The organism is Nocardia nepalensis (genome assembly GCF_048910785.1).
In the GTDB taxonomy this organism is placed as follows: Bacteria; Actinomycetota; Actinomycetes; order Mycobacteriales; family Mycobacteriaceae; genus Nocardia; species Nocardia nepalensis.
On sequence record NZ_JBKBET010000038.1, the window covers coordinates 85,797 to 105,950 of the forward strand.

At 66.9% G+C, this 20,154-nt stretch carries 20 protein-coding genes; 3 read left to right on the top strand and 17 right to left on the bottom strand.

Features of this window, described 5'->3' with window-relative positions; translation table 11 throughout:
- Positions 1-48: 48 nt before the first annotated feature.
- The 9 genes from ACHQ4I_RS34865 to ACHQ4I_RS34905 all read right to left on the bottom strand — a co-directional run bounded on the left by ACHQ4I_RS34865 (position 49) and on the right by ACHQ4I_RS34905 (position 8,858).
- Positions 49-1,080 (bottom strand): lysophospholipid acyltransferase family protein, encoded by a 1,032-nt coding sequence (locus ACHQ4I_RS34865; RefSeq protein ID WP_420776158.1) that lies wholly within the window; start codon positions 1,078-1,080, stop codon positions 49-51.
- Positions 1,077-2,108 carry an NAD-dependent epimerase/dehydratase family protein gene (locus ACHQ4I_RS34870; RefSeq protein WP_420776610.1) on the bottom strand — a complete coding sequence of 344 codons (1,032 nt, stop codon included), beginning with the start codon at positions 2,106-2,108 and terminating at the stop codon, positions 1,077-1,079. The genes ACHQ4I_RS34865 and ACHQ4I_RS34870 overlap by 4 nt, the downstream gene beginning before the upstream one ends.
- Before the next feature lie 317 nt (positions 2,109-2,425).
- Positions 2,426-2,527: a 30S ribosomal protein bS22 gene (locus ACHQ4I_RS34875; RefSeq protein WP_003402602.1), complete on the bottom strand. Its 102-nt coding sequence runs from the start codon at positions 2,525-2,527 to the stop codon at positions 2,426-2,428.
- 169 nt (positions 2,528-2,696) lie between these two features.
- Positions 2,697-2,885 carry a helix-turn-helix domain-containing protein gene (locus tag ACHQ4I_RS34880; protein WP_040696222.1) on the bottom strand — a complete coding sequence of 63 codons (189 nt, stop codon included), beginning with the start codon at positions 2,883-2,885 and terminating at the stop codon, positions 2,697-2,699.
- Between the two features lie 314 nt (positions 2,886-3,199).
- Positions 3,200-4,042, bottom strand: coding sequence for a pyrroline-5-carboxylate reductase (gene proC / locus ACHQ4I_RS34885; RefSeq protein ID WP_420776159.1), 843 nt, complete (start codon positions 4,040-4,042; stop codon positions 3,200-3,202).
- Between the two features lie 72 nt (positions 4,043-4,114).
- On the bottom strand, positions 4,115-4,999 hold the full coding sequence (locus ACHQ4I_RS34890; RefSeq protein WP_420776160.1) for a thioesterase family protein: 885 nt from the start codon (positions 4,997-4,999) through the stop codon (positions 4,115-4,117).
- Positions 5,000-5,108: 109 nt separating this feature from the next.
- Positions 5,109-5,972, bottom strand: a complete 864-nt coding sequence (locus ACHQ4I_RS34895) for a sugar phosphate isomerase/epimerase family protein (protein ID WP_420776611.1) — start codon at positions 5,970-5,972, stop codon at positions 5,109-5,111.
- Between the two features lie 130 nt (positions 5,973-6,102).
- Positions 6,103-7,830 carry a hypothetical protein gene (locus ACHQ4I_RS34900; protein ID WP_420776161.1) on the bottom strand — a complete coding sequence of 576 codons (1,728 nt, stop codon included), beginning with the start codon at positions 7,828-7,830 and terminating at the stop codon, positions 6,103-6,105.
- Positions 7,827-8,858, bottom strand: a complete 1,032-nt coding sequence (locus ACHQ4I_RS34905; protein WP_420776162.1) for a Ppx/GppA family phosphatase — start codon at positions 8,856-8,858, stop codon at positions 7,827-7,829. The genes ACHQ4I_RS34900 and ACHQ4I_RS34905 overlap by 4 nt, the downstream gene beginning before the upstream one ends.
- Positions 8,859-8,923: 65 nt before the next feature.
- Here ACHQ4I_RS34905 and ACHQ4I_RS34910 point away from each other — a divergent pair, with 65 nt between their 5' ends.
- Together ACHQ4I_RS34910 and ACHQ4I_RS34915 are read left to right on the top strand one after the other, a co-directional pair.
- Positions 8,924-9,805: a DUF3109 family protein gene (locus ACHQ4I_RS34910; RefSeq protein WP_420776163.1), complete on the top strand. Its 882-nt coding sequence runs from the start codon at positions 8,924-8,926 to the stop codon at positions 9,803-9,805.
- Positions 9,806-9,874: 69 nt separating this feature from the next.
- Entirely contained in the window at positions 9,875-10,207 is a 333-nt protein-coding gene (locus ACHQ4I_RS34915) for a hypothetical protein (protein ID WP_420776164.1), read from the top strand.
- Positions 10,208-10,417: 210 nt separating this feature from the next.
- On the opposite strand, the gene ACHQ4I_RS34920 is transcribed toward ACHQ4I_RS34915, so the two are convergent.
- The 3 genes from ACHQ4I_RS34920 to ACHQ4I_RS34930 form a co-directional block, all read right to left on the bottom strand.
- The gene (locus ACHQ4I_RS34920; RefSeq protein WP_420776165.1) at positions 10,418-11,107 is read right to left on the bottom strand and encodes a response regulator; all 690 of its coding nucleotides are present in this window, start codon (positions 11,105-11,107) and stop codon (positions 10,418-10,420) included.
- Positions 11,104-12,339 (bottom strand): sensor histidine kinase, encoded by a 1,236-nt coding sequence (locus ACHQ4I_RS34925; protein WP_420776166.1) that lies wholly within the window; start codon positions 12,337-12,339, stop codon positions 11,104-11,106. Before ACHQ4I_RS34925 ends, ACHQ4I_RS34920 begins: the two co-directional genes overlap by 4 nt.
- A gap of 132 nt (positions 12,340-12,471) precedes the next feature.
- Positions 12,472-12,879, bottom strand: a complete 408-nt coding sequence (locus ACHQ4I_RS34930) for a winged helix-turn-helix transcriptional regulator (RefSeq protein ID WP_420776167.1) — start codon at positions 12,877-12,879, stop codon at positions 12,472-12,474.
- A gap of 91 nt (positions 12,880-12,970) precedes the next feature.
- Between ACHQ4I_RS34930 and ACHQ4I_RS34935 the strand changes: the two genes are divergently transcribed.
- Positions 12,971-13,636, top strand: a complete 666-nt coding sequence (locus ACHQ4I_RS34935) for an NADPH-dependent F420 reductase (RefSeq protein ID WP_420776168.1) — start codon at positions 12,971-12,973, stop codon at positions 13,634-13,636.
- A gap of 95 nt (positions 13,637-13,731) precedes the next feature.
- On the opposite strand, the gene ACHQ4I_RS34940 is transcribed toward ACHQ4I_RS34935, so the two are convergent.
- The 5 genes from ACHQ4I_RS34940 to mshA form a co-directional block, all read right to left on the bottom strand.
- Positions 13,732-15,783 carry a CocE/NonD family hydrolase gene (locus ACHQ4I_RS34940; protein WP_420776169.1) on the bottom strand — a complete coding sequence of 684 codons (2,052 nt, stop codon included), beginning with the start codon at positions 15,781-15,783 and terminating at the stop codon, positions 13,732-13,734.
- Positions 15,784-16,123: 340 nt separating this feature from the next.
- Positions 16,124-16,870, bottom strand: a complete 747-nt coding sequence (locus ACHQ4I_RS34945; protein WP_420776170.1) for a phosphoglyceromutase — start codon at positions 16,868-16,870, stop codon at positions 16,124-16,126.
- A 42-nt stretch (positions 16,871-16,912) separates the two neighbouring features.
- Positions 16,913-17,818 carry an ROK family protein gene (locus tag ACHQ4I_RS34950; protein ID WP_420776171.1) on the bottom strand — a complete coding sequence of 302 codons (906 nt, stop codon included), beginning with the start codon at positions 17,816-17,818 and terminating at the stop codon, positions 16,913-16,915.
- 258 nt (positions 17,819-18,076) lie between these two features.
- A complete protein-coding gene (locus ACHQ4I_RS34955) occupies positions 18,077-18,577 on the bottom strand; it encodes a type III secretion system chaperone family protein (RefSeq protein ID WP_420776172.1) in 501 nt (166 codons plus the stop codon).
- A complete protein-coding gene (mshA, locus tag ACHQ4I_RS34960) occupies positions 18,574-20,010 on the bottom strand; it encodes a D-inositol-3-phosphate glycosyltransferase (protein ID WP_420776173.1) in 1,437 nt (478 codons plus the stop codon). Before mshA ends, ACHQ4I_RS34955 begins: the two co-directional genes overlap by 4 nt.
- Between the last annotated feature and the right edge of the window lie 144 nt (positions 20,011-20,154).

A 20,154-nucleotide genomic window follows, 5' to 3' on the forward strand; every position in this document is an offset into this window, starting at 1 on the left:
CGAACTCGACCCCGCGAACACGCCGCGCCCACGCGGCCAAAAATACAGCTAGCCCGTGAACGGGTTGCGACGCTTGGTGAGCAGTTTGTAGAGGGTCTGCTGAATGGTTTCGCGGACCTGGTCGGTGACCTCGAACATCGTCATCGGATCGTCGGCCGCCTCTGCCTCGTAGCCGGTGGTCGGGATCGGCTCGCCGAATTCGATGTACCACTTGGACGGCAGCGGCAGCGCGCCGAGCGGGCCCAAATGCGGGAACAGCGGGGTCACCGGGAAATACGGCAGATTGAGCAGTCGGGCGAGCGGCTTGATATCGGCCAGCTTCGGGTAGATCTCCTCGGAGCCGACGATCGAGCACGGGATGATCGGCGTGCCGGTGCGCACCGCCGCGGCGACGAATCCGCCGCGACCGAAGCGCTGCAGCTTGTACCGGTCGGTGAACTGCTTGCCGACGCCCTTGAAGCCCTCGGGGAAGACGCCGGTCAATTCGCCAGCGCGCAAAAGCCTTTCGGCATCAGGATGGCAGGCCAAGGTGTGCCCGGCCTTGCGAGCGAGCACGCCGAGCACGGGCATCTCGAAGAGCAGGTCGGCGGCGAGCAGACGCAGCGCCCGTTGCTTCGGATGGCGATCGTGGATCGCCAATTGCAGCATCAGCCCGTCGAGCGGGACCGTGCCCGCATGGTTGGCGACGATCAGCGCACCGCCCGCCTCGGGAAGGTTCTCGATCCCGTTGACCTGCACCCGGAACCAGAAATCCGAGAGCGGGCGCAGCGCGGGCAGGATGAGCGATTCGAGCAGATGCTCGTCGAAACCGAATTCGTCCACCTGATAGTCGCCGGTCAGCCGACGACGCGCGAATTCGGCGGTGGTGCGGATCTGCTTGCCCACGGCGCCGCGCAGCATATCCGAGATGGACTGCGGCGCCGGCGGTTCGGCGGCGGCCAGACGTTCGGTCAGCGAGGTCACCACCTGGCTCGGCGCAGCGTCGCCGGTCACCGGCTCAGGCCAGCGCCGGGGAGCGGTCCGCTGGCGCGACTCGACGTTCAGATCGTGGAGATGGATGACTTTCGCTACGTCATTCATGAATGTGCTCCCGTACCGGCCCCGAGCAGGCCGAGCAGTTTGTGTTCTGCGGCATCGATCCACGCTGGATCGATGACGGGCCGCGACGCTGCGCCCCCGATGAAGTCGTCGAATGCCTGCACCGTCGTCCAGCGCGGTACGAACCCGAGTTCGGTGCGCATGCGGGTGGTGTCGAGGCCACAGCCGAAATGGAAATAGTCGAGCTGCTCACTGGTGAAGTCACGCATGATCGGGCCCATGAGCGCGCGGCCCGCGGTGCGGAACAGCAGCCACGGGATCGGCAGCTCGATGCGGCCGGAACGCCGGATGGCCTGCGACAGCGCCAGTGCGCCGTCACCGGCGATGTTGTAGGTGCCGCCGGGTGCGTGCCGCGCCGCGTGCGCCATCGCGGCGATGGCGTCCTCCTCGTGCAGCAACTGCAGCCGTGCGTCGCGCCCGAACACCGTCGGCGCCACCGGCGAGCGCAGATATTGCACACCGCGCCCGGCCAGCCGCGGGCCGACAATGGGCGCCAAACGCAAAATCGCGGTGGCGATATCGGGGCGCCGGCGCGCGAGCCCGCGGACGAATCCCTCGATTTCGATCATGTCGCGAGCAAACCAACCGCTCGGTGGGGTCCGTGCGCTCATTTCCTCGGTGAATTTCGCGGGATCCTTGGCGCTGCATCCGTAGATGGCGGAGGTCGAGCGCACCACCACTCGGCGCACCGAAGGTGATTTCTGACAGACCGCGAGCAGCTGCATGGCGCCCAGGACGTTGAGATCTTTCATCACCGCCCGGCCACCACCGGAAGGCGGATGCGCGAGCATCGAGGCGTGCACCACGGTGTCGACTTCGTTGCCGCCGATCACCTTGCGAATCAAGGGATTTCGAATATCGGCGCGAACGAACTCGGCGCGCCCCATGCGCCGTTGCAGCTCACGACTGGGGGTCATGGTGTCGACGGCCAGGATGTGTTCGATGTTCTGATCCTGGGCCAACCGTGCGACCACATTGCCGCCGAAGAATCGGCTGGCACCGGTCACCATCACCACCTTGGGTGTATGTCCATCCCGTATCTCAGATCCCACCGCACCGGATCCCAACTGTGACAGCCCCCCTATTCCACTGACTGCGGTACCAGCGTAACCGGTCAACTCCGATGCGCCGTGATTATTAACCAGGTTCTAACGATGACTTCAATCACCTGATACACGGACAACTTTCAAAATCGACTATTTCAAAAAGAAAAGCCCGCCACCATTCGGTGACGGGCCTCCCAGCTAACGCGCTGATCGTTTCGAGCGACCTGCAGGCAGTCGCCGCTGATCGTTTCGAGCGACCTGCAAGCAGACGCTAGGGGGTCTTACTTGCCGAGTTTGCGCCGCTGGACACGCGTGCGGCGAAGCAGCTTGCGGTGCTTCTTCTTCGACATGCGCTTGCGGCGCTTCTTGATCACAGAACCCATAGGGTTGTCCTCGCGTTCTCTCTACTCGGCGCGCACGCCAATCGCGTACGCCTATTTCAGCGTCCGCGCCGCCAGCAGACACCCGGACACCACGAAGCGGTGCCGCCAGCAGGCGAACACGAACCGAGGGGTCATCCTACCGGGACACCGACCAGCTGATGAAACCGCCTCATCCAGCGTCGAAGTAGGACGTCTCCAGGTAGTCGTGGACCGCCTTGGCATGCACCCGGAACGAACGGCCGACCCGCACGGCGGGCAATTCACCCGAGTGCACGAGCCGATAGACCGTCATTTTGGATACCCGCATGAGATTCGCGACCTCGGCGACGGTGAGGAACTGGGTACCTCCGCCGAGCATCGATTGCGTCGAAGACGCCGAGCCGCCTTGCGTCCGGGAACCAGCCCGGCCGCCCGATGGTCCGGAGCTACCTGGCGACGTCCCTGAGCTATTTGCAGACATCTTGTTAGACATCATCGCACCACTGACCTCCGGCACGTCCGCGCCACCGGCTTCCCCACCGGCGGAACAGACACGCACGTGCTCCTTGAAGCTTAGCGGGACCAGTGGGATTACTGCGACGGGTGTGAGAAATCAGGTTTACACACAGGGAACCGACCGGTCACCCTGAAGTTGCCCTGTGTTTGCTTTGCGCACGCCGGATTTCCGTCTGGTCAGGCCGGGCTACCGCCTGCGTGCCCTTCGCTCATGCCGCCCTGTTCCGCCGACCGTTGTTTAGCGGCGTGCAATGCCTCCAGAAAAGCCGAGCGCACCCCGCCCCGCTCCAATTCACGCACCGCGGCAGCGGTGGTACCCGCCGGAGAAGTCACCGCGGCGCGCAATTCGACGGCACTCTGCCCGGACTCATCGAGCAGCGCGGCCGAGCCGACCATCGTCTGCACCACCAGCTGGGTGGCGACATCGCGGCTCAGGCCGAGCCCGACGCCCGCATCGATCATGGCCTCGACGATCAGGAAGAAGTACGCGGGTCCCGAGCCCGACACCGCGGTCACCGCATCCATCTGCGCCTCGGTCACGGTCACCACCTTGCCGACCGCGGCCAGCAGATCGGTCACCTGGGCCAGCTGCTCCGGCCGGGCGTAACGGCCCGGGGCGAGCACGCTCATGCCCTGACCGACCAGCATCGGGGTATTCGACATCACCCGCACCACCGGGAATCCGGCGGGCAGCTTGTTCTCCAGTCGCACCGTCGGCACACCCGCCGCCAGCGACACCAGAACCTGCTCCCGGTCGCTGTCGAGTTCGGCCTTGCCCAGCTGGGTCAGGACGGTATCCACATCACCGGGCTTGACCGCGATGACCAGGACATCCGCGCCGATGATCGCGTCGGCGATCGAATCGGTCACCCGGATGCCGAATCGGTTGCCGATGAGTTCGGCCCGATCCGGATGCGTCTCGACGACGACCAGATCCTTGCCCGGCCGTCCCGATTCGAGCAATCCGGCGATCAACGCCTCCCCGATGCGACCGCCACCGATCACCGCAACTCTCGTCATAGGACTCAAGGCTAATCGCGCGGCATATCGCCTCGGCGCAGGGGAACCTGTACAGGCGCTGAGAAACCCGTGCTATTGCTGCTGCGGCACCAGCGCGAGCTGGCGGCTCTGGGCCACGACCGCGCCGGTGGAGTCCAGGATCAGCTGGTCCTCGTCGAACATGCGCCCGCCGACCTCGTGGCTGGTCGCGATGATCCGCAGCCAACCGGGCGCGGGCCGACGGCGCAGGTAGGTGGTCATCTGAACGGTCGGGGCCCAGCCGAAATGACCGAGGTTGACCGGAACCGGCGGGCTCATATCGGCGGACATCATCGCGAAGTACATGGCCACATCGGGGTCCTGCTGGTCGCCGTCGAACGGACGCATCCAAAGACGCAGCCGCGGTTCGCCTTTCGCGCCGTCGAGGAATGGCGCCCACTCGCGGTCGATGTACAGTTCGGCGCCCTGGGCCACGTTCACAACCTTGCCCATCGACGAGCCCTGGTAGCCGACCGCGTCGGCGGGCGGTTCGACCGGCATATCGCCGTGCTCGGGCGCGTAGACCGGATCGGCGTCGTCGAGGTGGCCGAAGGTGAAGGCGGTGCGCACCAGCGTGCGCCCATTCTGGATCAGGTTCACATCGACCAGGCAGATCTGCCGACCCACCTTGCTGATGTGCACCTCGTATTCGACCTCGCCGGGTTCGGGTGCACCGAGGAAATCGGAGCTCGCCGCGATGGGAGCCATTGCCACCAGGGCCGGATCGGAGGCGCGCAGCCAGCGGGTGGCCGCGGCGGCGCTGGCCGCGACCATGGTGCCGCCGTGCACCTTCTTGCCGATTGTCCAGATCCGATCGATGAGGCCCAGGTAGCGGCCGGTATCCGGCGTGGCGGACAGCAGTTCGGTCAGCGCCACCACCCGGCTGAAGGGTGCGTCGGTCGCGATGGGCCGCTCTAGGTCGGCGGTCAGCTCCGGCATCGTCACTCCTGTCGTCGGTCGGCCGCAAGGGCGAGGGCGGCGTTCGTACAGCGTAGAACGAGGCGAATCGTGGGCCGAATTCCCCTCCGTTCGGAGGGTCAGTGCGGGATCACACTCGGTTCGCGTGCGTCGGCGCCGGAGCGGGTGCGTTGAGGTGCTCCCTGGCGAAGGCCAGCGTGCGGTGCAGCATGCCCGAGCGCCCCTGGGTGGTGCGGGCGTTCTGGGTATTGATCTCGGCGACCGCGTGCCCGGTGAAACCGGAGCGGATCAAGGCCGCGCACAGCTCGGCGCAGGGCTGAGTGCCCTCGCCCGGCACCAGATGTTCATCGTGCGCCGCGCCGCGGCCGTCGGCGAGATGCAGGTGGGCCAGGCCGTGGCCCATCCGCGCGGCCAGCGCCAGCGGGTCGGCGCCCGCGGTCGCGGTATGCGAGAGGTCGAGGGTGTAGTGCCGGAATCCGGTGTCGGTCGGGTCGTAGGACGGACTGAACGCGGTCACACCGGGTCCGGGGCCGCCGCGACGCTCCAGCCGCTTCACCGAACCGGCGCCGCGACCGAAGAGGGTGTCCGCGCGCATGGGGAACATATTCTCCACCGCGACGATGACGTGGCTGTGCTCCTCCAACTCGGCGACCTGGTCGGCGAAGCCCTGCGCATAGCGGCGCTGCCAGCGGAACGGCGGATGCACCACCACGGTGCTCGCGCCGAGCGCCTCGGCGGTGCGCACACTGCGCTCCAGTTTCGCCACCGGATCCGAACCCCACACCCGCTGCGAGATCAGCAGGCACGGTGCGTGGATGGCCAGGACCGGCACGTCGTATTTGCGGGAGTAGGCCTGGATGGTTGCGATGCTCTGGCTGGCCGGTTCGGCCCAGACCATCAATTCGATACCGTCGTAACCGATTTCGGCCGCGTACCGGAACGCCGCCTCGGTGTTCTGCGGATATACCGAGGCCGTGGAGAGGCCGACGAGGATCTGCGGTCCACCGGGCCCGCCGGCCGGATGCGGTTCGTTATGGACGTCATGATCCGGCGCGGGCTCACTGACCGCGCTCTCCGCCCTGATGTCGTCCGCCTGCCCGATGTTCCCCACAGCTGCTCCCTGCTCAGTTCGTACTGAGAAGAAAGGCTAGCGGTCCCAAGGTGACAAAGATGCCAACGACGACGGCAATCACTGTGCTGAGGATGTCATCGGTGCGCCGCAATATTCGCACCAATGCCACCAGCCCCAGGATCACGATCATCGCCAGGCACAGCGCCACCCAGGGGAGCATTTCCCACATGCGCTCGAAACCCTTGAACAGCAACATTCCGGCGACCGCCGCGCCGGTGCTCTGACCGCCGAGAATCATCCACTGGCGGCGATTGGCGTCGTACTCCGCCTTCCGTGCGATCCGCGAGCGACGGGGAGACGATGCGGCGGCAAAGGAATGCTCCGATTCCGGCTCCGCATCGAAATCGCCGTCGAAATGCGAATCGGCGTCGTGCTCGTCGAGGCCATCGCCCGTCGGGAACGGTTCGTACACATCGGTTCGACCGTCGTACCGATCTTCCGAATCAGCGGGTGCGCGCCCCGCGGCGCGTTTCGAACGTCCGCGCCGACCGCTGCCATTGCGTTGGGCACTGCGGCCCCTGGCGCGCTCGGCATCGGCGCGCTCGGCCCGCTCGACGCCGTCGCGCAGCAGGTCACCCGCCACGGTCTGGCCGGAGACCAGCTGTTGATCCTGACTGGCCAGTGACCACGCGGCGGTCGGAATGCCCCCGGTTTCGGGTGCACCGTTCTTGGAGGTGGGCGGTACGTGTCTTCGCGCCGACCACGCGGGCAGAGCGCCCTCGGCCGAACCGCCGGAACCGTCATGTCGTGCTGATCTTCGCTGCTCCGATTCGGGAGCCGCCCCGCGATGCGATCTCGACGGACCGTCCGGTCGCGGGGACTCCGGCAGCGGCGCCGACTCCGGCGCGAAGCCGTTGGTGGACGGCGACCATGCCGCGGTCGAGGGTCCGGCTTCCGCTTCGGCCTCGGCCTCCGCCGCGCGACGACGAGCGGCCCGGCCACCGGTTCTCGATCCGTTCGGCTGCGGGTCGGGCGGGCGGCCGTTGTTGTGGCCGAGATCGCGCAGCGGGCGTACCTCGGTGGTCTCTTCCTCCGGTTCGGCGTGCCTGCGTCGGCGGCCGGTGCGTCCGGAGCCCGCGGCGGGCATGTCATCGGAGCGGGGGTCCGGCGCGTACGGCTCCGGCGCCGGGGCCGCGTACGGGTCCGCCGCATAGCGATCCGACAGCGGCGCGGACAACGGATCCGCGGGCGCGGAGTGCCGCGATGGCACATCCGGACCAGGCATTTCCCGGCCGGGCATGACCCGGCTCGACCATCCGGGTGCGGACAGCGGATCGGCTTGGTCCGCAGCCGCGTAGGCCGAGAGCGGGTCGTATCTGGTGATCGGCCCCGACATCGGCGAGTAGTTGGGCAGTTCGGCCTCGGGCGGCGCGTACGGCTCCGGCGCGGCATACGAAGCCGGTTCCGGCGCGGGCGTTTCGAATCCGGCGGAACCGTAGCCGCCGGACTGATAGCCGGAGGGCTGGTAGCCGGAGGCGTCGAATCCGGTGGATTCATACGACGGCGGTTCGTAAGCCGGTTCCTCGGCCTCCGGTGCGGCGTGCGCCGAATGGCCGCCACCGCCGCCGGCCGGAATGGCCGGGAGGTCACCGGTCAGCTCGGCCACCGAGATGCCGCGGCCACTGCGCCGCCGACGGCCGCCGCCACCGGATGAGGCACCCTGCTGCCCGTTGCGTGCAAGCAGCTCGGCAACCGATAGCTGCTTGGAATCCTCACTCATGACGACACCGTTTCGATCGGGCCCGATAGACCGCCGCCGGGCACCGGCTTACCGCTGGCGTCCACGACGGCACCCGGCAATGCCGTGGCCATCGGTCCGCCGTTCATATCGGTATCCAGTTTGCGCAGGATCAGCCCCTCGCGCAGTGCCCACGGACAAATCTCGAGGGTGTCCAGCGATAGTGCCCGCATACTCGCCTCCGCGACCAATGCGCCAGCCACCAATTGCTGTGACCGATCGGAACTTACGCCTTCCAATTCTGCACGGTCCGCCGCCGTCATTCTCGAGATGAAGGCAATCAGTTGGCGCAGACCTGAGCTGGTGAGTGTACGGCGCACCCGCAGCCCGGCCGAAGAGGGTGCCGATCCGGTGAGACGGGCAAGCGACCGATAGGTCTTCGACGTACCCACCGCGAGATCCGGTTTTCCGGCCTCGAGCAGCTGTTTCGTCGGCGTGACCAGTTCCGCGTCGAGCCAATCGCGCAGCACCGCGACGCGGCGTTTGCCCGGCGGATCCTCGCGCAGCCATTCCCTGGTCAACCGTCCGGCGCCGAGTTGCAGCGAGAGGGCAACATCGGGTTCCTCGTCGCCGCCATTGGTCATTTCCAATGAGCCGCCACCGATATCGAGATTGAGAATCCGGCCCGCACTCCATCCGTACCAGCGGCGCACGGACAGGAAGGTCAGCCGCGCCTCGTCGACACCGGAGAGCACCTGCAACTCGACACCGGTCTCGGACCGGACCCGGGCGAGGACTTCGTCGGAGTTCGTCGCCTCGCGCAGCGCCGAGGTGGCGAACGGCATCAGCTCGACGCACCGGGAAGTCTCGGCGATGCTGGCGAATTCGGCGACCGTCGCGATCAGCCGTTCGGCGCCCTGGACGGTGATGCGGCCCTCGCCGTCCATGTTCTCCGATAGCCGTAGCGTGGCCTTTGTCGAGCTCATCGGCATCGGGTGACCACCACGATGGGCGTCCACCACGAGCAGGTGGACGGTATTGCTTCCGACATCGAGTACCCCAAGCCGCACATGAATACGGTACTGGGTGAGCCGGCCCTTTAGACCAGGCGACTGAACTGTTAGCGTCCTGAAGTGTGACGGTAGGCGCAGCGGCAAGCGGCTCCAAGAGGCCCCGACCAGCGGGGAAGATCGATCCGGCGCCGGAGGTCGATCTCGACTTTCCCCGGGAATGGATCGAGTTCATCGATCCAGCAAACGACGAGCATGTGATCGTCGCGGATTTGACGTGGCTGCTGTCGCGCTGGACGTGTGTCTTCGGCACTCCGGCGTGCCAGGGAATTCTGAGCGACCGCCCCGATGACGGCTGCTGTTCGCACGGCGCGTTCCTCTCCGATAAGGACGATCGCAAGCGGCTGACCAATGCTGTGAAAATGCTCACACCCGGTGACTGGCAGCTGATGAACGAGGCAATGGACTCGGACGGCAAGGTCACCAAGAAGGGTTATCTCGAGCTCGACGAGCTGGAGGACGAGCCCGCGCTGCGCACCCGCCGCTTCGACGGCGCCTGCATCTTCCTGAACCGGCCCGGCTTCGCGGGCGGCGTCGGCTGCGCGCTGCACACCATGGCGCTGCGCAAGGGCATCGAGCCGCTGGAGGTGAAGCCGGATGTGTGCTGGCAGCTGCCGATCCGGCGCACCCAGGATTGGGTGGACCGCCCCGACGGCAAGCAGATCCTGAAGACCACCATCACCGAGTACGACCGGCGCGGCTGGGGTCCCGGTGGCGAGGACCTGGATTGGTACTGCTCCGGCTCCCCCGACGCACACGTCGGCGCCCGTCCGGTGTGGCAGTCCTACGCTCCCGAACTGAAGGAACTGCTCGGCGTACCCGCCTACGAGGAGCTGGCCAGGCACTGCAAGCGGCGCGAAGGGCTCGGCCTCATCGCGATCCACCCGGCGACCGTGCACGCGGACCGCATGAAATCCGACCAACCGATCGCGGACCAGTCGGCGTGAGGATTGCATAGCGGGTGATTCACCTGCCCGCCATGCGAGCTTTACCCACATGCGGTTGGATGTGCGGTCATGTTGAAGAAAGCATTCGCCCTGACAACGATCGCGCTCGGCGCCACCGCCGTGCTGACCGGTGCCGCGCACGCGGAACCCAATGGTGACCCGGCCAAATACGCCGATTTCACCGCCGACTTCATGCCCGCGAACACCCCGGACTCGATCAATGCCCAGGCGCAGGGCAAGAACCTGATCATGAGCCCGTATGGCGTCACTCACACCATCGCCTGCCGCGGCACCAGCGCGGCCGATGTCTACGACTGCATGCAGGAAGACGACCTCGGCTGGATCACTCTGCGCAAGAACGACCTGCCCGGCCTCGGCCCCACCTGGGTCTACCTGCCCTGATTTAGGCACAGCAGCACCGAGGTTGTCGGGGCCTCGGTTGCTGTGCGAAACGGAAGCACGCAAGGTTGCTTACCGCATCAACTGATCTCGCGAGAACATGGGTAACTCGCCGGGCACGCCCAAGACCAGCGCAGCCGTGCTACCGCCGGTCCGCGACGGCAGTATCAGTGCACCCACCGATCGGCAAAATATTCGGGGAGGCGGGGGAGCTCACGCCTCGAGCTTGTAACCCAATCCACGCACGGTGACAAGGTGCTCCGGCTTGGCCGGATCGCCCTCGATCTTCGAGCGCAGCCGCTTGACGTGCACATCCAGGGTCTTGGTGTCGCCGACATAATCGGCGCCCCACACGCGGTCGATCAACTGGCCACGGGTCAGCACCCGACCGGAATTGCGCAGCAGGTACTCGAGCAGATCGAATTCCTTGAGCGGCAGGGTGACCTGCCTGCCGTTGACGTGCACGGTGTGGCGGTCGACATCCATCCGCACCGGTCCGGCCTCGAGCACACCGCTCTCATTGCCGCCCTCCAGTTCATCGCCCGCGCCGCGGCGCAGCACGGCCCGGATGCGGGCGATGAGTTCGCGCGCGGAGTACGGCTTGGTGACGTAGTCGTCGGCGCCGAGTTCCAGACCGACCACCTTGTCGATCTCGCTGTCGCGCGCGGTGACCATGATCACCGGGACGCCGCTGCGGGTGCGCAGCTGTTTGCACACATCGGTGCCGCTCATGCCGGGCAGCATGAGGTCGAGCAGCACGATATCGGCGCCGGAGCGGTCGAATTCGGCGAGCGCGGATGGTCCGTCACCGACCACGGTGACCTCGAAGCCCTCCTTGCGCAGCAGGAACGCGAGCGGATCGGCCAGCGACTCCTCATCTTCGACGATTAGAACACTCGTCATCTGCGTGCCTCCACACCGTTGGGTCTGCCCGGCCCCGTGGGGCGCGGGTGTGTTTCTCTCATGCTCACCACTGCGCCGTCGACCTCTTCCTCGCCGTCGGCTTCGTGGTGGGCTGGTATTCGCAGGGTGAATGTCGATCCGGTGCCCAGCTTGCTCCACAGGGTGATCTCACCGTTGTGGTTAGCTGCCACGTGCTTGACGATAGCCAGGCCGAGCCCGGTCCCGCCGGTGGCGCGCGAACGGGCCTTATCGGATCGGAAGAAGCGTTCGAAGACCCGCTCCTGGTCTTCCTTGGCGATGCCGATGCCGCGATCGGTCACCGCCATAGCGACGTGATCGCCGCGCAGCGAGCGGCTCACCGAAACGTGGGAACCGGCCGGCGAGTAAGCGATGGCGTTCTCCACCAGGTTGGACAGCGCGGTGACGAGCAGCGTTTCATCGCCGAGCACCTCGAGCCCGCTCGGGCGATCGGTGCTGACGGTGATGCCGGCGGCCTCGGCGGCGGTGCGGGATCGGTCGACCGCCTGCATCACCACGGTGTCGACGTCCACCACCTCGAGTTCGGGCAGCTTTTCCGCGCCCTGTAGTCGCGAGAGCGCGATCAACTCGGTCACCATCTTGCCCAGGCGGCGGGATTCGCCGAGTACGCGCTGACCGAAGTGCCGGACCGCCTCGGGATCCTCGGCCGATTCCAGCATGGCCTCGGCCAGCAGGCTCATCGCGCCGACGGGGGTCTTGAGTTCGTGGCTGACGTTGGCGACGAAGTCCCGGCGGGTGGCCTCCATGCGGGCCTGCTCGGAATCGTCGTCGGCGAAGAGCACGGTGAAGCTGGTCTCTTCGCGCGATAGCTGCCTGGCCACTCCGCGCACCGCGATCCGGCTGCGGCCGGGCATCGGATTCTTCGCGGTGAGGTCGAATTCGGCGGACTCGCCGGTGGCGAGCACCTTCTCCACCGCCACCCAGGCGCGCTCGTCGAGCAGCCGGTTGCGGACCAGGCCGAGTTCTTCGGCGCGCGGGTTGACCAGCACCACGTCGCGGTACTCGTCGACGACGGCGATGCCGCTCTCGGAGGCGAGCACGATCAGGTCGAGCACCTGCGACATGGTGAGACCGGAATCCGCCTGTCTACGGGCGGCCTGCCTGGCGTTCACGAACGGGATCAGTAGCCCGCCGACTGCCAGGCCGACGACAGCCGCGAGGACTGCCAGCAGGACGGCCTGGGGAACACTCACATATGAATCGTACGGTCGCCAACCGACAACCCAACTCGGGGTACGCGAAGTTTCGCGCAGGTCATAGGCACTTCCAGGCCCGTTAGCCGCGCGTTTACGCACTGTTCTCCCGCGCCTCCCCGAGCAACGAAATCAGTCCTCACGCTCGTCATCAGAAACGTCGTCGGCTTCGCACATCGCCGCGCGAACGGAATCGCCGTGGCGGTCGGCCCATTCGCCGAGGGCGTAGATCGGAATCAGCAGGTCGCGTCCGGCCGCGGTGAGTTCGTACTCGACGCGCGGCGGGGCCTCGGCGTAGCGGTGGCGCTCGATGAGGGTCATGGATTCCATCCGGCGCAGGGTCTGGGTAAGCATTTTCTGGCTGATGCCGCCGATGGCCATGCGGAGTTCGCCGGGGCGCATCGGACCCTCGCGGAGCATGTAGGCGATGACCGCGAGCCAGCGGTTGCCGAACAGGTCGACACCGAGCCGGGCCGGGCAGTCGGCCTCGTAATCGCCGTAGGGCGCGAATTCCACCTGCTGCGCATGTTCGACCGTCATGACACCAGCCTGCCATCGCTGTTGCGCACCTTCGGGTGCCTATCGGAATCCCTAGCGTCGGTGCCGAATACATCCCGAGCTAGGAGTTGATATGCGAATCGGAATCATCGGAGCCGGTGCGATGGCGAAGGCGCTGGGCGGTGGCTGGGCCGCGTCCGGACATGAGGTCGTCATCGGTGCGCGCTCGCGCGCGGCCGCGGACGAACTGGCGGCAACCATCGGGCACGGGGCGCGCGGCGGAAGTATCGGCGAGGCGGCCGAATTCGGGGCGGTCGTTCTGCTCGCGCTGCCGGTAAGCGCCCTTGACGGAGTGCTCGGCGAAATCGGCGGATCGCTCGCCGGACGGACGGTGATCGACTGCACCAATGCGTTCCTACCGGATGAGGCCGCGCCGGAGGGGGTGCTGGCATTCGTACTGTCCGAGGACGCGGTCGCCGCACGCATCGCGGCAACGGTTCCGGATGCGCACGTGGTGAAGGCGTTCAACGTCTGTGCCGCCGAGGTGTGGGAATCGCAGACCCGTGTCTTCGAGGACCGCAGGCTGGCGGTCCCGATCTGCGGTGACGACGCGACCGCGGTGCGACAGGTCGCGGCGCTGGCCGAAGATCTGAAGCTGCAACCGATTTCGGCGGGTGGACTGCATCGCGCCAAATACCTGGAGGCCACCTCGGTGTTCACCGTCGGCCTCTGGTTCTCCGGTGCGGATGCCCGCGCGATCTTCCCGCCACTGGAAGCCGCGTTCGCCGTGGCCGACTAGACGGCGCCGGACCGGTCCGAGCGTGCACCAATCACCCATACCCCGCGGGTTCGAGCATGAATGCGCGAGAGGTGCACGCTCGGGCCGGATTCGGCTTACCAGCCCGGGTTCCCGCGCACCGGGATATTGACGAAACTCGGCGCGTTCGGATCCAGCTGCACGTGCTGCGGCTTCAGCCCGGTGTCGACCAGCATCGGCAGCACCGGCAGGCCCTTCGGGAAGTTGCCCGCGAAGACGTCCACGCGCAGGCGGTGGCCCGGCTGCAGGATCGCCTCGGTGGCGGGCAGGGCGATATCGAGGGTCGTCTGCTCCCCCGGCACGGTGAGTTGACGCCGGTCCAGCGAGGTATAGGGACGCGGATCGGTGTAATCGCCATTGGCCGAACGCGAACTGTTCGCATCGTCCACCTGCCGCAGCGATGCCATCAGCTGACCCGAGGAGAGCACGGTGGACTGGCCGTCGGGTGCGACGTCGTTCACCGTCACCACCCAGTAGCCATCCGCGGCATCCTGAACCGTGTTGAGGTGCGCGGCGATTCGGCCCGAGATGGTGGTCGGCTCGGCGACCGGATCGCTGGTGAAGGTCAGGCCGTTCAACTCCGCCACCCGAGAGTCCTTGGCGCAGCCATCGATGATCGAGAGCGCGCCCGCGCTACCCTGCGCTGCGTCATTGGAGCACAGGGTAGTCAGGCCTGGCGCGACCGTGAGCCGCGCCGAGTCCGGGTCCGCCGCGGTGCGCAGCGATCCGTCGTACTGGCTGCTGGCCGTGCCACTTCGGTTGGCGGACAGGTACATCCGGCGATATTCGGCATCCAGGGCGCCGGTCCGCGGATCGGCGAACGAGTCGGTGGTGATCCAACCCCCGCCCTGCTGGCGCAGCGTGATCGGGCCGTACTTATCGATGCCGTTATCGATTCCCTTGAGCCACTTGTCGAACCACGCGCGCTGCAGCACATCCAGGCGCGGGGGCAGGCCGGGCTTGGCGTATTCGTTGCCGGAGCTGACGTGATAGGTGTTGCCCATCAGCAACTGCTTCTCACCCGCGGGCAGCGGAATCTCGTTGTAGATCTTGGATTCCGAATAGGTGAACAGGTCGTGCCAGCCGCCGGTGACGAAGGTCGGCACCTGGATCTTGCCGGGATCGCTGAGCCAGGCCTCGCGCGCGGGCGAGGATCCGGTCAGCAGTTCCTTGGCGCGCGGGTCCAGATCCTCGACGCGGGTCGTGGTGTAGACATTGAGCAGCACATCCATGAAGGTGAATGGATCCTTCGCCCGATCGGCGAGCCACCGCATATCGAACTGTCCGTTGAATATCGACGCGACATCCGGGACGAGCTTGAGGCCGTTGATGGCGGTCAGCCACAGCGGGATGAAGTTGAAGCCGAAGCCGCCACCGGGCGCGAGCACGTCATTGACCAGATCGCTGCCGGGCACCACCGGGAAGATCGCCGTCAGCGCCGGCGGCCGCATCGCGGCCACCTGGATCTGGTTGATGCCCGAATACGAGAGTCCGTTCATGCCGATGCGGCCGTTGGACCATGGCTGGCGCGCGGTCCATTCGATCACCTCGTAGGTGTCCTGCTGTTCGCGCTGGCGCAGCATGTCCCAGGTGCCCTGGGAGAAGCCGGTGCCGCGCACGTCGACGACGACCTGGGTGTAGCCGCTCTTGATGAGCTGGCGGTCCACGGCGAAGTTACGCAATTGGCCGCCGCCGAAGGATTTGGTCAGATCGGTGACGCCGGAGAGCGGGGTGCCGCTGAGGTCGATCCGGCGGAAGAGTTCGATCAGCGCGTCGGACAGGCCGGGGATGGACATGGCGCTGTCGGCGATATTGGAGACCAGTTTGGTGTACGGGGTCAGATTGACCACCGTCGGCGTCGGGGTGTCGATGGGGCGGCCCGCGGCGTCCGCCGGGCGGTACACGTTGCCCTTGAGGACGGTGCCGTCGCTCATGGTGATCGGGACATCCCACTGGATGTTCACATTCGGGTACTGCTGCGGGCCGTCCTCGGCCGCGGTCCAGTCGGCGCCGGCAGCGCCGCCGTCGGGACCCGAGGGCTCCGGCGCGGCGATCGCGCTGTGGGTGAGGAAAGGAATGAGCACCGCCGCGGTAACTGCCGCCACCGTGGCACGCAACATCGTCTGCATCAGGGGTGATCCGCCTCTCGGACTGGTCGAACGACCAGAGCTTACATACCGACGAGTAGGTTTGAATCTGGGGTTACATAAACCGCGGCTCGAATATCGGTTCACATACAGCAACCGACATCGCATAACGCCCGTGCAAGGTTGGGGAAGTCCACGCCGACCAGCAGAATTCACACTAACCCAGGTGGCTCCAGCTAACTGACCGCGACCCGCGATCCCCGCCTGTTTCCGATCGAGGCAAACGGCGTGTCACCGGAGCAAACGGACCATCCTCGGCGAAAAACGACAACGCGCCGCGACCGATGCCGGTCGCGGCGCGTTGTCGTATCGACGTAGGTGCTTATTTGCCGCCCTGGCTGGCGACGGCCGCGGCACCCGCGGCGGCGGCCTCGGGGTCGAGGTATTCGCGCGGACGGATCGGGCGCAGGTTCTCGTCCAGCTCGTAGCGCAGCGGGATGCCGGTGGGGATGTTCAGGCCCGCGATATCCTCGTCGGAGATCCGATCGAGATGCTTGACCAGCGCGCGCAGCGAGTTGCCGTGCGCCGCAACGAGAACGGTCTTGCCGGAGAGCAGTTCCTTGGAGATGGTCGACTCCCAGTACGGGACCATCCGATTGACCACGTCGAGCAGGCATTCGGTCTTCGGGACGTCGATGCCGTCGTAGCGCGGGTCGCCCTCCTGGCTGTATTCGTTCGACGGGTCGATCGGCGGCGGCGGGGTGTCGTAGCTGCGCCGCCACAGCATGAACTGTTCGTCGCCGTACTGGTCACGGACCTGTGCCTTGTTCTTGCCCTGCAGGTCGCCGTAGTGACGCTCGTTCAGGCGCCAATCGCGCACGACCGGAATCCAGTGCCGGTCGGCGGCGTCGAGCGCGATATTCGCGGTGCTGATCGCGCGCCGCAGCACCGAGGTGTAGACGATATCGGGCAGGATGCCGTGTTCGGCCAGCAGTTCCCCGGCGCGCTTACCCTCGGCGATGCCCTTATCGGTCAGGTGCACGTCCACCCAGCCGGTGAACAGGTTCATGGCATTCCATTCGCTCTCGCCGTGGCGCAGCAACACGAGGGTGTACGTCATGCCCGCCATTCTGGCATGTGCGCGAACCGGGCTCGCACCCGTTCCCACTGCTCAGGAGATGGCGCCGGCCGTATCGTGGCCCGCGGCCAGGACGCCGGCGCCAACCAGGGTGGCGCCATTGGTGATTCGCGACGGCACCACCCGCAGCTCGCGCAGGAAGTCCAATCCGGCATGCCGGGTCAGGGCCGCACGCAACGGTTCCCAGAGCGGTTCACCCGATTGCGCGAAGCCGCCACCGATCACCACCCGATCGATATCGAGCGTCGACGCCGCGGAGGCGATGGCCGTGCCGAGCGCGGTTCCGGCCCGGTGCAGCGCGGCGAGCGCGATCTCGTCGCCGGAGTGCGCGGCCTTCGCCAGTCCGGCGCCGGTCTCACCGCGCCAGCCCTGTGCGCGCGCCCAGCGCACCGATGACATGCCGCTGGCGATCGCCTCCACGCAGCCGACGCCGCCGCATTCGCACGGCACATCCCAGCCCGGCACCACGATGTGGCCGACATGTCCGGCATTGCCGGTGCGACCGAGCACCACCCGTCCGTCGACGATGATGCCGCCGCCGATGCCGGAGGAGACCGTCATCGCCAGCCCGTTCGGCACCCCGCGCAGCGCGCCGACGTGATGTTCGGCCAGGGCGAGACAGGCGCCGTCGATGGCGAATCGGACTGCGGCGGAAGGAAATAGCTTCTGCACCTCGGCGACGATCGGAAAGCCCGGCTTCCATTCCGGAATGTTCAGCGGACTGGTGATACCGGTCCGCACATCGACCGGACCGGCCGAACCGATTCCGATCGCCGAGACCGTCGCATCCCCCGCCGCCTCGCGCAATAGGTCGCGGCACGCCGCCCACACCGATTGGCGAGGCACATCGACTCGCCGCACATCGCGCACCTTCCGCCCCCCGTGGACCACCCCGACAGCGAACTTCGTCGCACCGATATCCAGCGCAAGAACCATCATCGCCTGCGACCTCCTAGGCGGCCCACTAGAGCCTATGCACCGCACCGCGATTGTCACCCACTCGCCCCACTCCAGGCACACCATTGCACAGCACGCGCAGGCGGGTATTTCGACGGTAGTCATATGGTGGCTCGACAGGCTGCCGCGAGGCGACCAAATGACTCCGCTCGCCCGCAACACTCGCAGGCACATTCCGACGGTAGTCACACGGTCGCTCGACAGGCCGCCGAGAGCGACCAAATGACTACGCTCGGCGGCTCAGGGGTGGTCGGCGGGTTGGACCAAGTGCTCGAAGGCGCGGAGGTTTTTGAGGGATTCGCCGCGGGAGACTCGCCAGTTCCATTCCCGGCGAATGGATTCGGCGAAGCCGAGTTCGAGCAGGGTGTTGAAGTCGGCGTCGGCGGCCTCGAGGGTCTGGCCGAAGACGCGGTCCAGTTCGTCGGGGGTGACGGCGTGGGTGGCGATGCGGCCGACCAGGTAGATGTCGCCGACGCGGTCCAGGGTGTAGGCCACGCCGTAGAGGCGGCGGTTGCGGCGCAGCAGGAATTTGTAGACGCCCTCGAAGTTTTCGTCGGGCTTGCGGCAGACGAACGATTCGATCCGCACGCCGTGCTTGCCGACGGTGAGCATCACGGTCGTCTCGAGCTTGCGTTCACCCGGCAGGATGACGACGAAGGTGTCCTGGTTCGGGCGGGTGTATTCGATCTCCCGGTCACGCAGCGTTTCGTCGATCAGCTGCGCGGTCGCGGCCGTACTCATCGGTGCGCTCCCGTCCGGCGCCGCCACAGCGCCCGCGATCTGGCCTGACTGCTCTCGCCGAGCAGAACAGCACTGCGTTCACCGGCGAGGTTAGCGCGTTCACCGGGCAGTTCGGCCCGCGCGGCGTCGAACGTCAGGCCGCGGCGCGCGCCGAGACCCGCGCGGATCGCACCGAAATCGGCCAGCGCCGCCGAATAACTGGCGAGCAGCCCGTCCGCGGTGTGTTCCCAGGAGAAGTGCGCCGCGTGCTCGACCGCGCGCCGACCCATCCGGTGCAGTCGCTCGGCGTCCCCGAGCAGGTGGCCGAGGGCGTCGGCCCAGTCCGGGGTCCGGTGTCCCGGCACCAGCAGACCGGTCTCGCCGTGGCGCACGGCGGTGCCGAGTCCGCCGACATCGGCCGCGAGCACGGGGGTGCCGCTGGCCTGGGCCTCGATGGCGACCAACCCGAACGATTCGTTGTAGCTGGGCACCGCGACCAGGTCGGCGGCCCGATAGACCTGGACCAGCCGGTCCGGCGGCTGCGGCGGCAGGAAGGTGACGTGCTCGGCGATGCCGAGCGCGGCGGCGAGTTCGATCAGCGAATCCGGGCGCTCCAGCCCGGTGCCGGAGGGGCCGCCGACAATGAGCACCCGCAGTTTGCGCGCCGGGTTCCGGTGCAGCAGTTCCGCGGCGGCGCGAATCAGCACATCGGGGGCCTTGAGCGGCTGGATGCGGCCGATGAACGCGACGATCTGCTCATCGGTGGCCAGGCCCAATTCGGCCCGGGCGGCGGCCCGTTCGCCGGGAAGGTAGCGGTTCAGGTCCGCGCCGGGCGGCACCACATCGATGCGCGCGGGATCGGCGCCGTACAGCTCGACGAGCTGGCGTGCCTCCTCCGCGGTATTGGCGACCATCCGGTCGGCCTCGGCGATCACCTGCTTCTCGCCGATCTCCCGGGTCGCGGGTTCGGGGCAGTCGCCCTCGGCCAGCGCCGCGTTCTTCACCGCCGCGAGCGTGTGCGCGGTGTGCACCAACGGCACCCGCCAGCGGTCCCGGGCCAGCCAGCCGACCTGGCCGGAGAGCCAGTAATGCGAATGGACGAGGTCGTAGTGCCCGGGTAGGTGCCTGGCCTCTTGGCGCAGCACCTCGGCGGTGAACGGGCACAGCTGGGTCGGCAGGTCGTGCTTGTCCAGTCCCTCGAACGGACCCGCCACCACATTGCGCACCAGGACCCCCGGGGCCGCCTCCTGGACCGGCGGTACGTTCGAGGAGGTGGCCCGGGTGAAAATCTCGACCTCGGTGCCGCGTCGGGCCAGCTGAATGGCGGTTTGCAGCACATAGACGTTCATACCGCCCGCGTCGCCGGTACCCGGTTGAGCAAGTGGTGAGGTGTGCACCGATAGCACGGCAATCCGATTCGGCCGTAGGTCCGGGCGTTGACTCACACCATCCATAGTGCACGTTGCATCGCACAACTCAGACGCCGTATCCGAGCCAAGTGACAGCTGTCACAGCGGTTTCGTGAAGGTTTTCACGCGCCGTGCACATATTCACCCGGTGTTGGTGTCGGTACCGGGACTCGCCAAGTCTGCTCGAGC

Coding starts and splice junctions, on each gene's coding strand:
- ACHQ4I_RS34865 (WP_420776158.1), bottom strand. CDS start 1,080: ATGAATGACGTAGCGAAAGTCATCCATCTCCACGATCTGAACGTCGAG.
- ACHQ4I_RS34870 (WP_420776610.1), bottom strand. CDS start 2,108: ATGGTGACCGGTGCCAGCCGATTCTTCGGCGGCAATGTGGTCGCACGG.
- ACHQ4I_RS34875 (WP_003402602.1), bottom strand. CDS start 2,527: ATGGGTTCTGTGATCAAGAAGCGCCGCAAGCGCATGTCGAAGAAGAAG.
- ACHQ4I_RS34880 (WP_040696222.1), bottom strand. CDS start 2,885: ATGCTCGGCGGAGGTACCCAGTTCCTCACCGTCGCCGAGGTCGCGAAT.
- proC (WP_420776159.1), bottom strand. CDS start 4,042: ATGACGAGAGTTGCGGTGATCGGTGGCGGTCGCATCGGGGAGGCGTTG.
- ACHQ4I_RS34890 (WP_420776160.1), bottom strand. CDS start 4,999: ATGCCGGAGCTGACCGCCGACCTAGAGCGGCCCATCGCGACCGACGCA.
- ACHQ4I_RS34900 (WP_420776161.1), bottom strand. CDS start 7,830: ATGAGTGAGGATTCCAAGCAGCTATCGGTTGCCGAGCTGCTTGCACGC.
- ACHQ4I_RS34915 (WP_420776164.1), top strand. CDS start 9,875: ATGTTGAAGAAAGCATTCGCCCTGACAACGATCGCGCTCGGCGCCACC.
- ACHQ4I_RS34920 (WP_420776165.1), bottom strand. CDS start 11,107: ATGACGAGTGTTCTAATCGTCGAAGATGAGGAGTCGCTGGCCGATCCG.
- ACHQ4I_RS34930 (WP_420776167.1), bottom strand. CDS start 12,879: ATGACGGTCGAACATGCGCAGCAGGTGGAATTCGCGCCCTACGGCGAT.
- ACHQ4I_RS34935 (WP_420776168.1), top strand. CDS start 12,971: ATGCGAATCGGAATCATCGGAGCCGGTGCGATGGCGAAGGCGCTGGGC.
- ACHQ4I_RS34940 (WP_420776169.1), bottom strand. CDS start 15,783: ATGCAGACGATGTTGCGTGCCACGGTGGCGGCAGTTACCGCGGCGGTG.
- ACHQ4I_RS34945 (WP_420776170.1), bottom strand. CDS start 16,870: ATGGCGGGCATGACGTACACCCTCGTGTTGCTGCGCCACGGCGAGAGC.
- ACHQ4I_RS34950 (WP_420776171.1), bottom strand. CDS start 17,818: ATGATGGTTCTTGCGCTGGATATCGGTGCGACGAAGTTCGCTGTCGGG.
- ACHQ4I_RS34955 (WP_420776172.1), bottom strand. CDS start 18,577: ATGAGTACGGCCGCGACCGCGCAGCTGATCGACGAAACGCTGCGTGAC.
- mshA (WP_420776173.1), bottom strand. CDS start 20,010: ATGGATGGTGTGAGTCAACGCCCGGACCTACGGCCGAATCGGATTGCC.